The organism is Pseudomonas donghuensis (assembly GCF_000696345.2).
GTDB lineage: Bacteria > Pseudomonadota > Gammaproteobacteria > Pseudomonadales > Pseudomonadaceae > Aquipseudomonas > Aquipseudomonas donghuensis.
The window spans coordinates 5,153,950-5,166,000 of record NZ_CP071706.1; the positions used below are offsets into that span (position 1 = coordinate 5,153,950).

The window sequence follows — 12,051 nt, forward strand, 5'->3', positions numbered from 1 at the left end:
TGTACGGATTACTGCCCGGGCGATTGCGCCAGGGCATTGTCGGCGCGGATCTGCCGCCGATCACCAACACGCCGGGTCAGGCCGATGCGGTCGAAGTACTCGAGTATCTGCACGCTGCGTTTGCGGCCGATCCCCAAGACATCGCGAAACGCTGCGACCTGCACCACCGGGTCATCGCTGGCCAGCTGCAAGAGCATAGCCGCCATTTGCCGGATCGTGGCCTCAGGATAGAACAGATCGCGCACCACCTGATGCACCTGCCCCAATCGGCCGAGCTTGCGCAGCAGCACCCGCACCTCGGCTTCATCGACGGATAACGCCTTGGCCAGGTCGCGTACCCAGGGGGGATCGAAGGCGCCGTCCACCAGCAACGGCTGCAACTGGCTCCACAGCAATGCATCCGCATCGCTAAGACGTATTCGATGTTCCGGCAAATGCAGCCACGGCCCGCTGCTACTCATCCTGTTGGCGGCGAGCAACTCATCCACCAGGCTGATGAATGCCGGACGCTCCAGCGCCAGGGCAACAAAGCGGCGCAAGCGGTCACGATCAGGGCCAAGCTGATCCGGTTCCTGCGTGTGGAAGCGCGCCAGCCCCTCCAACACTGAGTTTTGCAGCGCCTGCCAATGCTCACGGGTGAACAGCAGCGGGCCTTGCCGGGTGGCGATCACCTGGGCATTGGCGGGCAACTGCCAACTGCTGCGCAGGCGGTTGAACTGACGCTCCAGGCGCTGTGGATCAAGCCCGCCATCATCACAGGCGAGCAGCGCTGGCAAGGCCTGCTCCAGGCTGTCGGCACTCGCCAATGCCTGCAGCTGGGCCAGGCGTGCCTCGCTGCGGCGCTGGCGAGCAGGCGCAAAGGGATCGAGCACGCGACCACCGCCAAGGGTGCGCTGCGCACGCTGATCCCGCAGCACCAAACGATCACCGTGCACCGCTTGCAGCGGCGCGTTAGTGAGCAACTGAGCGAACATGCGCGCGCCCGGCAGCAACTGCTCGCCTTGCAACAAGGCCACCCGGGCCGTGACATCCTGGGTGCCCAGGTGCACATGCACCGGGCTGAAATGCTCGAAGGCGCGCAGTTCGCTGGCCAGCAGCTGCAGCTCGATATCCAGGCGCTGGGTCGGCGCATGCAGCCACTCGGCGAGCAGCCAGTCGCCGCGGTGCACCTGCTCAAGCTGCAGGCGCTCGGCGCTGATGTTCAAGGCGACCCGCTGCCCGGCATGAGCTTCGGTGGCCGGCTGGTTCTGCGCATGCAGGCCGCGCACCCGCACCGGCTTGCCGGCTTTGCCCAACAGCAAGGTGTCGCCCAGTTGCACACGCCCATCCAGGGCGGTACCGGTGACCACGATGCCCGCTCCGGCCACCGCAAAGGCGCGGTCGATGGCCAGGCGAAACCCGCCCTCGCGGCTGCGCTGGCTGACTTCACTCTGGGCCGCCAGCAAGGCCCGGCGCAGCGGTTCGATACCTTCGCCGGTCACGCTGGAAACCATGAACGGCGCCGCGCCCGCATAAGGCCCGGCGGCCAGCAACACGCTGACCTGGGTCTGTACCTCCTGCACGCGCTGCGGCTCGACCCGATCGCACTTGCTGATCACCACCAGAGCACGCGCAATGCCCAGCAGTTCGACAATCGCCAGATGCTCGCGAGTCTGCGGCATCACGCCGTCATCGGCGGCCACTACCAGCAGCACCAGGTCGATACCCTGGGCGCCAGCGAGCATGTTGTGGATAAAGCGCTCGTGGCCAGGCACGTCAATGAAACCGGTTAGCGGTGCGCCAGGGGTCAAGGCGGCATAGCGATAACCGAGGTCGATGGTCATGCCACGCTCACGCTCTTCCCGACGCTGGTCGCCGGCCTGGCCGGTCAAGGCTTCGAGCAGGGCGGTCTTGCCGTGATCGATATGCCCGGCGGTACCGACGATCACACCTGCACCTGCGGCAACTGCAACTGTGGCAACTGCGCCAGCCAGCCGGCTTCGTCATCCAGTTGGCGCAGGTCCAGCCACAGGGCATCGTCATCGATGCGCCCGAGCACCGGAAGCGGCAGGGCCCGCAACGCGGCTTCCAATCCATGCAAGGCGCGCCCACGCAGGCGCTTGGACACCTGCGGGCGTACACACAAGGCCGCGCTCGGCAAGCGCGCCACCGGTTGGCTGCCACTGCCGATCATGCCCAACGCAGGTTCTGCGCTGACCGCCCACTGTTCGCCCAGCGTTTTTGCCAATGCCGGCGCCAAGCATTCAGCCTGCTGGAGGATTTCGGCCTGTGGCCGGGTCAGCAGGCGCAGGCTCGGCAAGCGCGCGGCCAATTGGTCCGGGTTGCGGTACAGGCCCAGCACAGCTTCGAGGGCCGCAAGGGTCAGCTTGTCGACTCGCAAGGCGCGTTTGAGCGGGTTCTTCTTGATCCGCGCAATCAAGTCCTTGCGCCCGACGATGATCCCCGCCTGGGGCCCGCCCAGCAGTTTGTCGCCGCTGAAGGTGACGATATCGGCGCCATCGGCCAGCGCCTGGCGCACAGTGGGTTCGGCCGGCAGGCCCCAGCGGGTGAGGTCGAGCAAACTGCCGCTGCCCAGGTCCTCCAGCAACGGCAAAGCGTGGCGATGGGCCAACTGCGCCAGTTCTGCCGTCGGTACCTGGGTGGTGAAGCCCTGGATGCTGTAATTGCTGCAGTGCACGCGCATCAACAGGCCGCTGCGGGGGCCGATCGCCGCTTCGTAATCGCGGGCGTGCGTGCGGTTGGTAGTCCCCACCTCATGCAGCTTGACCCCGGCGCGGGCCATGATGTCGGGAATACGAAAAGCGCCGCCGATCTCGATCAGTTCGCCGCGGGAGATGATCCCTTCCTTGCGCGCCCCCAGGCTGTTGAGCGCCAGCAGGACGGCAGCGGCATTGTTGTTGACCACGGTGACGGCCTCGGCACCGGTGAGTTCGCGGATCAGGCCTTCGATCAGGTCATCACGGTCGCCGCGCTTGCCACTGGCCAGGTCGAATTCAAGGTTGAGCGGGTAGCGGGCAGCCAGTTGCACGGCGTCGATGGCCTCCTCGGGCAGCAAGGCCCGCCCCAGGTTGGTGTGCAACACCGTGCCTGTGAGGTTGAACACCCGGCGGACCTGGCTGCGGTGCTGGGCAGCAAGGCGCTCAGCAGCCCGGCCCAGCAGCACGGGGGCGGCCAGCTCGGCGGCATCCAGTTGACCGAGCCTGACATCGTCGCGCAGGTCGTCGAGCAGTTGGCGCAGGCTGGCCAGGACCGCATCGCGGCCGTAGCGGTCGACCAGCGCAAGGCTGGCGGGGTGGCGCAACAGGGTGTCGATGGAGGGTAGGCGGGTCGGGAGCTTGGCGAGGTTGGACGACATTCAGACGGTTCTCAACTTCAGCGTTGACCTAGTGGGAGCTGGCTCACCAGCGATGGCGTCACTACCGTCCTGGCGATGGACCGCAGCGCCTGCATCGCTGGCAAGCCAGCTCCCACAGGGTTCGGGTGGCATGGGCAAAACCTCAGTGTAGACCCTATCTCACTCCCCTCCCGGCGCCAGCAACAAGTTCGGCGCCAGGCGTTGAAATCCTTCCTGATCCAGGCGCATATCCAGCGCCAGGCTGGCCAGGTCGGCCGACAGCGCTTCGGCATCGGCGTCGTTTTCCAGGTAGATGTGCTTGAGGTAGGCGTTGCAGCCCGGACAGCACTCGGCCTGCAGCGGTGCCTTGGCGCTGGCATGGCGGTCGTCCTCGAAGCTGAAATACTTCAGGTCCTTGCTCTGCTCGCAGTACACGCACTTGACCCGCACCACATGCCATTCGCAGGCACACAGCGAACACACCAGGTAACGCAGGCCGTTGTATTTGCCGCGGTGGCGGATCACCCCGGCCATCGCCGGTGAACCACAGGCCGGGCATTGGCACAGGCTGTCCGCCGCCTTCAACTCGACACCCTGCAGGCTCAGCAACCAATGGCTCCAGGCTGCCTGCAACGCAGCGCCGAGAAACGGCACCAACGCCGCCGGTACCAGGCTGTACTGGCCTGTGAGCAAGGCGATGGCCCACAGCTTGCGCTGTTCGTCGGCAGCACGCTGCAGTACTGCCACCGCATCCGCCACAGCGCCATGCGAAGCCGGATAGCGCTGCAACAACGCTTGCAGATAGGCCAGCCAACGGCCTTCGCGCACCAGGCTGTCGGCCGCCAGCGGTGGCAAACCGTGCTCCACACACAAGCGCTGGCGTTCAATGTCACTGGGGGCCGCGACAGGCGGTTGATCCAGCAGGCTTTGCTGCACCTGGCACAGGCCGGCCAGCAGCCGCAGGTAGTCCGCCAGCGGGTTGCCCGCAGCCAGTTGTTCCAGCCGCTGTGCGCGCAGAGTGAACAGATTGTTTGGCGGCAAGTGCAGAAACGGCGGCGTACTGGCCGCCGCTTCGATCTGCCCGGGTTCAAGAAGGGTGCTCAAGCGCTCATCCTTTTTTGTTGATCGGCGGCTCCGGTTGTTTATCGCCGGTCACCTCCCGATACCACAGCTCATGGTGTTTTTTCGCCCAGGCGCGGCTGACCCCGCCATGCAACATGGCGCTGGCCGAACCCTTGATCCAGATGCCCGCGTAAATGTGGACGATGATGCTCAGCACCAGCACGAACGCCGCCAGCGCATGCAGCAAGGTCGCCAGGCGAATCGAGCCGATGCCGAAGTAGCTGCTGAAGTAAGCGCGCCAGATCACCACGCCGCTGATCAACAGCACCAGCATGCACAGCAGCAAGGTCCAGAACAGCAGCTTTTGCCCGGGGTTATACTTGCCGATCGGCGGTACGCCCTCCTCTTCGTTGCGCATTACCCGGTCGATGCGTTTGAGCCACAGGCGATCGTTGGCGATAAAGTAATTCGCCCGCCAGAAACGCAGCACCAGGCCAAGAAAGAACACGAACATCAATACGCCCATGAACGGATGCAATATGCGCGTCCAGGGCCCGCCGCCGAACAGATGGCTGAGCCAGTACAGCGCCGGGTGAAACAGCGCCAGCCCCGACAACGCGGCCATGATGAAGAGGATCGCCACCAGCCAGTGGTTGGTCCGCTCGTTGGCGTTGTAGCGCTGGATCGGTTTGTCGTTCATGGTCGTTCCTCCCCTTGCCCAGCTGGCCGATTCGGGTCATAGACATGCACCGCAGGGTCGACCACATGCACGCTGGTATCCGGCGGGCTGGGGTGCTCGTCTTCCTCGACCCGTTGCGGGCCGACGCGCACATAATGGAAGAACCCGGCCAGCACCGCCGCGCCCATGGCCAGCAGCGCCAGAGGCTTGGTCACGCCTTTCCACAAACCCACCAGCGGGCTGATGATGGGCTGGTCTGGAAGGCCGGCATACACGCGTGGCGTATCGGCGTGATGCAGCACATACATCACGTGGGTACCGCCGACACCATCGGGGTCATACAAACCAGCGTTGTCGAAGCCACGCGACTTGAGGTCGACGATGCGCTCGGCGGCATGCTCCTTCATGTCCTGCTTGCTGCCAAAGACAATGGCGCCGGTCGGGCAGGTTTTCACGCAGGCCGGCTCCAGCCCCACCGACACCCGGTCGGAACACAGGGTGCACTTGTAGGCCTTGTGGTCCTTCTGCGAGATCCGCGGGATATTGAACGGGCAGCCGGTGATGCAGTAACCGCAGCCGATGCAGTGGTCCTGGTTGAAGTCGACGATGCCGTTGGCATGCTTGATGATCGCCCCCGGGCTCGGGCAGGCCTTCAGGCACCCAGGCTCGGCGCAGTGCATGCAGCCGTCCTTACGGATCAGCCACTCCAGGTTGCCCTCGTCGGTCTCGTGCTCGGTGAAGCGCATGAGGGTCCAGGTCTCGGCGCTCAGGTCCTGTGGGTTGTCGTAGGTGCCATGGTTGTGACCGACCTCGTCACGCAGCTCGTTCCATTCCGAACAGGCCACCTGGCAGGCTTTGCATCCGATGCACTTGGTGGTGTCGATCAGCTTGGCCACTTCCTCCTGCTGACGGATCGACGAAGGGGCGGTGGTGGTGGCCGAACGGGCGATGATGTCTTGGCTGGCCATCAGATTTTCTCCACATTGACCAGGAACGACTTCGATTCCGGGGTCTGGGTGTTGCCATCACCGAGGAACGGCACCAGGGTGTTGGTCAGGTAGCCGTGCCGGGTTACCCCGGTAAACCCCCAGTGCAACGGAATGCCGATCTGGTGCACGGTCTGGTTGTTGACCTGCAGCGGACGAATCCGCTTGGTCACCACCGCGACTGCCTCGATATGCCCACGCTTGCAGGAGACCCGTACCCGGTCACCGGCGGCGATACCCTTCTCCTTGGCCAGGGCTTCGCCGATCTCGACAAACTGCTCGGGCTGGGTCACGGCGTTGATCGGACAGTGCTTGGTCCAGAAGTGGAAGTGCTCGGTCAGGCGGTAGCTGGTGGCCGCGTAAGGGAAGTCCTTGGCTTGCCCCAGGCTGTCCCACACCGAATCGAACACCCGCCCGGCCGGGTTGCTGGTCGCCTGCTTGTTGTTCGGGTGCAACGGGTTGATCCCGATTGGCGTCTCGAACGGCTCGTAATGCTCGGGGAATGGCCCTTCGGCCATCTTGTCCAGGGCAAAGAAGCGCGCGACCCCTTCAGGGTTCATGATGAACGGGTTCATCCCCGACTCCGGCGCCGCATCGACCTTGAAGTCCGGCACGTCGGTGCCGCCCCACGCCTTGCCGTTCCACCACACCAGGCGCTTGTTCGGCGCCCACGGCTTGCCTTGAGGGTCGGCCGAGGCACGGTTGTAGAGAATCCGCCGGTTCATCGGCCAGGCCCAGGCCCAGCCCAGGTTTTGCTTCATCCCATACGGGTCGGCGTTGTCGCGCCGGGCCATCTGGTTACCCTGCTCGGTCCAGCTGCCAGAGAAAATCCAGCAACCGGAGGCGGTGCTGCCATCGTCCTTGAGCTGGGCGAAGCCGGCCAGTTGCTGCCCGGCCTTGACCTGCGCCCCCGAGGCATCGGTGACATCGGCCACGGCGTAGCCACTGAACTCCTTGGCGATTTCTTCCGGCGTCGGTTCTTCGGGCACCTTGTAGGGCCAGTTGAGCTTGAGGATCGACTCGGCCCAAGCGCCGCCGTCGCGCTGATAACGCTCGCGCAGGCGCAGGAACAGCTCGCTCATGATGCGCACGTCGGTACGCGCCTGTCCCGGCCCTTCGGCGCCCTTCCAGTGCCATTGCAACCAGCGGCTGCTGTTGACCAGCGAGCCATCCTCCTCGGCAAAGCAGGTGGTGGGCAGGCGAATGACTTCGGTCTGGATACTGGCCGTTTCGACATCGTTGAACGGCCCGGCATTGCGCCAGAACTCCGAGGTCTCGGTGGCCAGTGGGTCCATCACCACCAGCCACTTGAGCTTGCTCAGGGCGGCGGTAACACGGTTCTTGTCGGGCAAGGCGGCAATCGGATTGAAGCCCTGGCAGAAGTAACCGTTGACCTGCTCCTTGGCCATCATGTCGAACATTTTCAACACGTCGTAACCGGGGATATCCAGCTTCGGCAGGTAGTCATAGCCCCAGTTGTTCTCGACCGTGGCGTTGGCGCCATACCAGGCCTTCATCAGGCTGACATGGAACTTGCCATAGTTCTGCCAGTAGGACAGCTGCCCCGGCCGCAGTGCCTTGGGCGCACGCTTGGCGATGTAGGCGTTGTAGTCTTGCTCCGCATCCGCGGGCAGGGTCAGGTAACCGGGCAGCAGGTTGGACAACAGCCCAAGGTCTGTCAGCCCCTGGATATTGGAGTGCCCACGCAAGGCGTTGACTCCGCCACCCGGCATGCCGACGTTGCCCAGTAGCAACTGGACCATGGCGGCACTGCGGATGATCTGCGAGCCGATCGAATGCTGAGTCCAGCCCAGGGCATAAAGAATCGTCATGGTCTTGCCCGGTTGCGAGCAAGTAGCGATCTCTTCCCAGATCTTGCGCATGCTGTCGGCCGGCATACCGCAGATCTGGCTGGCCAGTTCCAGGGTGTAGCGGCTGTAGTGCTGCTTCATCAACTGGTAGACACAGCGTGGGTCCTGCAGCGTCGGGTCGACCTTGGCAAAGCCGTCCTCGCCGATTTCGTAGCCCCAGCCGGACTTGTCGGTGTAACTGCGCTTGGCCGCGTCGTAACCACTGAACAGGCCGTCTTCGAAACTGAAACCGGCTTTGACGATAAACGACACATCGGTGTAGTTGCACACGTACTCGTGCTGGATCTTGTCGTTGCTCAGCAGGAAATTGATCAACCCGCCCATGAAGGCAATATCACTGCCGGTGCGGATTGGCGCGTAATAGTCGGCCACCGACGCGGTTCGGGTAAAACGCGGGTCGACCACGATCAGACGGGCCTTGTTGTGGGCCTTGGCCTCGGTCACCCATTTGAAGCCACAGGGATGGGCTTCTGCAGCGTTGCCACCCATCACCAGGATCAGATTCGCGTTGGCGATATCGGTCCAGTGGTTGGTCATGGCTCCACGGCCGTACGTCGGGGCAAGACTTGCCACCGTCGGGCCATGTCAGACACGTGCCTGGTTATCGAACCCCAGCATGCCAAGGCTGCGAATGACCTTGTGGGTCATGTAGCCGGCTTCATTGGAAGACGCCGAGGCGGCCAGGAAGCCTACGCTCAGCCAGCGGTTGACGGTCTGGCCCTGGGCATTTTTCTCGATGAAGTTGGCGTCACGGTCGGCTTTCATCAGGTCGGCGACACGGTCAAGCGCGTCATCCCAGGAAATCCGCGTCCACTCGTTGCTTCCCGCCTTGCGCACCTGGGGGTACTGCAAACGGCTGGGGCTGTGGATAAAATCGAGCAGGCCGGCGCCTTTCGGGCACAGCGTACCGCGGTTCACCGGATGGTCGGCGTCGCCTTCGATATGGATGATGTTCTGCGCCACGTTCTTGGCCGCATCACCCTGGCTGTACATGATCAGGCCGCAGCCGACCGAGCAGTAGGGGCAGGTGTTGCGGGTTTCTTTGGTGTGCGCCAGCTTGAAGTGGCGCACCTGCTCGGCGAAGGCAGGTGTCGGGGCCATGCCCAACGCCGCCAGGCTCGAGCCTCCAAGGCCAACTGCTGCGACCTTGAAGAACTGCCGACGGTTGAGATCCATCGTGCACTCCTGATCAGGTGGTGGACGCGCGGTGCGTTGCCGGCGTCGCTTGAACGATCACGGTGGCGACATTACTGGCAGTCACCAGTTGATACTGTAGTCAAGATTCCTGACCAGCGTGCTGAAAATGGCTCATTGCCGCCGGCATCACCCTGTTCGCCCCGCTACAGGTTGCGCACGACGTTGAGCGCAGCGCTGCTCTGGGCCACCGGCATGATCTCGATCGAGTTGATGTTCAGATGCTCGGGTTGCCGGGCAATCCAGGACACGGTATTGGCAATGTCCTCGGGGCGAATGGCCTCGACATCTTTATACAGCGCTTCGACCGCTTCCATGTTGCCGTTCAGGCGCACCACCGAGAAGTCGGTCCCTGAACACAGGCCCGGCTCGATATTGCTCACCCGCACCCGGGTACCGGCCAGGTCGGCGCGCAGGTTCAGGCTGAACTGTTTGACGAAGGCCTTGCTGGCGCCATACACATTGCCCCCCGGATACGGGTAGGTGCCGGCAATCGAGCCGATATTGATGATCAGCCCGCTATTGGCCTCGACCATCCTCGGCAGGATGCGTTGGGTGATCAGGGCAAGGCCGGTGATGTTGGTGGCGATCATCCGTTCCCAGTTCTGGGGGTCGCACTGTTGCGCGCGCTCGATGCCCAGCGCCAGGCCGGCGTTGTTTACCAGGACATCGATAGACAACGAGGCTTGATTGATCTGCCCGATTGCCTTGTCCAGCGATGCCTTGTCGCTTACATCCAGCGCCAGCGGGATGAAGTGTTCGCCAAGCTCCTGCCCCAGCTGCATGAGTTTGTCCATGCGGCGTGCGCCGCCGATGACCCGGTAACCTTCGGCGATCAGTTGGCGACAGATGGCTTTGCCAAAACCGGCCGATGCGCCGGTCACAAATGCGGTTTTCATGCAGTTTTCCCCTTTATCAGCAGTTCAGGTCAGGTATTTCGCTCACACGAATCCCGTGTGCTGCCAGCTCAATGCGGTTAATGCATCGATCATCAGAAGCGATTGAATCGACTCAATCATTGTAATAACAGAAACAAAATCGACTCAATTTATTTCTGTCGCCGCGACCTTGCATACTGCCGAAAATAACATCCAACTAATTGATTTATATTGATATTCATGACAGTGAATTTTCACACTGCCGTTGCTTTCATAACAGTTTCCAGGCGAGAGCAGGCAGACGAAAACCAGATTGAATGCATTCAAAAAGACTCGATTACCCCTCGATTACTCTTAATCAAGGCTTTCATGCTAGGCTTGCGCGCTCATGTAGATTCTGGTGCTTTACCTATGTGGGTTCCTCAATACAGCGGCCATGCGCAGCCGGTTTACCTGATGATTGCCGATGCCCTGGAGCAGGACATCAGTACCGGGCACCTGAGCCCGGGCGATCGGCTGCCAACACTCAAGGACCTGGCTGAAACCCTGAAAGTCACCCCCGGCACCATTGGTCGCGCCTATGACGAGGCGGCCAAGCGCGGGCTGGTAATTGGTGAAGTCGGACGCGGGACATTTGTCCTGCAAGCCAATGCCAGGCCGGCCTCGCCCACGCCGGGCACCAGCACCGACAGCGCCCAGATCGACCTGTCGATCATCAAGCCCAATGACGCCGACACGGGCGGATGGCTACGGGATGCGATTACCGAACTCGCGCAGTCAGCGGATTTGAGCCGCGTTCTGGACTACACCACCGACGGTGGTCATACCGTGCACAAGCAAGCCGGTGCCCGCTGGGTACAACGCAGCCTGCCAGAGGCACGGTGGCAGCAGATCATCCTCACGTCTGGCGCGCAGCATGGCTTGCTGGTGGCGATCAGTAGCCTGTCGAACACCAATGACGTGATTCTCTGCGAAGCGCATTGCTACCCCGGGATCATCTCCCTGGCCCACAGCCTGGATCGACGCCTCAAGGGCGTGCAGATCGACGAGTTCGGCCTGCTGCCCGAAGCCTTCCGGGCCGCCTGCATCGAACACCGTCCGGCACTGCTGGTGTGCGTGACCACCCACCAGAACCCGACCAACTCGATCATGCCAGCGCAGCGCCGCGAGGCAATTGCCCAGATTGCCCGTGAACATGAAGTGTTCATCATTGACGATGACATTTACGGGTTCCTGGAGGCCCAACCGGTGCACAAGCCGATCTCGGCCTATGCTCCCGAGCGCTCCATCTACCTGACCAGCCTGTCGAAAAGCATTCTGCCGGCACTGCGCATCGGCTACCTGTATGCGCCCCCTGAAACCCTCTCGCGCCTGTCGTCGATGGTACGCAGCAGCGTGTGGATGCCTTCGCCGCTGATGGCACAACTGGCCAGCAACCTGATCAACAGCGGCATGGGCGAACAACTGGTCAAGGTGCAACAGCAAGAGGCCGCCGCTCGGCAGCAAATGGCCAGGGACATTCTTGGCGGTTATCGGATTCGCAGCCAGCCCAACAGCTTCCATATCTGGCTGGAGTTGCCTGAGCCCTGGACCTGCGACGAATTTGCCAACCTGGCCCGGGCCCACGGCGTAACAGTAGTCAGCGGCAGTCAGTTCCTGGCCCAGCGTACCACCGCGACGAGCGGAGTACGCATTGCCCTGATGGCCCCGAGCCGCGCCGAACTGGGCTTTGCCCTGACCAAGCTGGCCAGCTTGCTGGCGTCTCCGGAGCCCCGCCTGTTCTATTGATGCCACATTGGCAAACCCCACAAGCAAGCCGCAGCCAGTTACTGGCTGCGGCTTTTGTTTGCGTTCCGACGCCCTGACACCTTCGTCATCTCATTACCCCTCCCAAGTAGTCCGAAACTCCCATCTCGCCTGGGAGTATCGGCCGATGCGCGAGCTCCGGCGCTTATCCATAGTTGCGGCATGTACCAGTAGTAGGTCCACGATCCGGCGCCTATGCCTGGAATTGCTCAGGAGAAAGTCATGCCTACACGCAAAAAAA

The 12,051-nt window shown here is 62.7% G+C and carries 8 protein-coding genes; 1 reads left to right on the plus strand and 7 read right to left on the minus strand.

The genetic code is table 11. From position 1 onward, the window contains the following. Window positions 1-8: 8 nt before the first annotated feature. The 7 genes from selB to BV82_RS24005 all read right to left on the minus strand — a co-directional run bounded on the left by selB (window position 9) and on the right by BV82_RS24005 (window position 10,025). Window positions 9-1,928: a selenocysteine-specific translation elongation factor gene (gene selB / locus BV82_RS23975; RefSeq protein WP_036997021.1), complete on the minus strand. Its 1,920-nt coding sequence runs from the start codon at window positions 1,926-1,928 to the stop codon at window positions 9-11. After that, on the minus strand, window positions 1,925-3,355 hold the full coding sequence (gene selA / locus BV82_RS23980; protein ID WP_010222818.1) for an L-seryl-tRNA(Sec) selenium transferase: 1,431 nt from the start codon (window positions 3,353-3,355) through the stop codon (window positions 1,925-1,927). Before selA ends, selB begins: the two co-directional genes overlap by 4 nt. Window positions 3,356-3,514: 159 nt before the next feature. Then, the gene (fdhE, locus tag BV82_RS23985; RefSeq protein WP_010222817.1) at window positions 3,515-4,438 is read right to left on the minus strand and encodes a formate dehydrogenase accessory protein FdhE; all 924 of its coding nucleotides are present in this window, start codon (window positions 4,436-4,438) and stop codon (window positions 3,515-3,517) included. A 4-nt stretch (window positions 4,439-4,442) separates the two neighbouring features. Further along, window positions 4,443-5,096, minus strand: a complete 654-nt coding sequence (locus tag BV82_RS23990) for a formate dehydrogenase subunit gamma (RefSeq protein ID WP_010222816.1) — start codon at window positions 5,094-5,096, stop codon at window positions 4,443-4,445. Continuing rightward, complete coding sequence (gene fdxH / locus BV82_RS23995; RefSeq protein WP_036997023.1) at window positions 5,093-6,043, minus strand: formate dehydrogenase subunit beta; 951 nt, start codon at window positions 6,041-6,043, stop codon at window positions 5,093-5,095. The genes BV82_RS23990 and fdxH overlap by 4 nt, the downstream gene beginning before the upstream one ends. Beyond that, window positions 6,043-9,108, minus strand: coding sequence for a formate dehydrogenase-N subunit alpha (fdnG, locus tag BV82_RS24000; RefSeq protein ID WP_145997614.1), 3,066 nt, complete (start codon window positions 9,106-9,108; stop codon window positions 6,043-6,045). Before fdnG ends, fdxH begins: the two co-directional genes overlap by 1 nt. 164 nt (window positions 9,109-9,272) lie before the next feature. Further along, window positions 9,273-10,025 carry an SDR family NAD(P)-dependent oxidoreductase gene (locus tag BV82_RS24005; protein ID WP_010222811.1) on the minus strand — a complete coding sequence of 251 codons (753 nt, stop codon included), beginning with the start codon at window positions 10,023-10,025 and terminating at the stop codon, window positions 9,273-9,275. 390 nt (window positions 10,026-10,415) lie between these two features. On the opposite strand from BV82_RS24005, the gene BV82_RS24010 reads away from it, so the two are divergent. Further along, the gene (locus BV82_RS24010) at window positions 10,416-11,792 is read left to right on the plus strand and encodes an aminotransferase-like domain-containing protein (protein ID WP_036997029.1); all 1,377 of its coding nucleotides are present in this window, start codon (window positions 10,416-10,418) and stop codon (window positions 11,790-11,792) included. The last annotated feature ends 259 nt before the right edge of the window (window positions 11,793-12,051 follow it).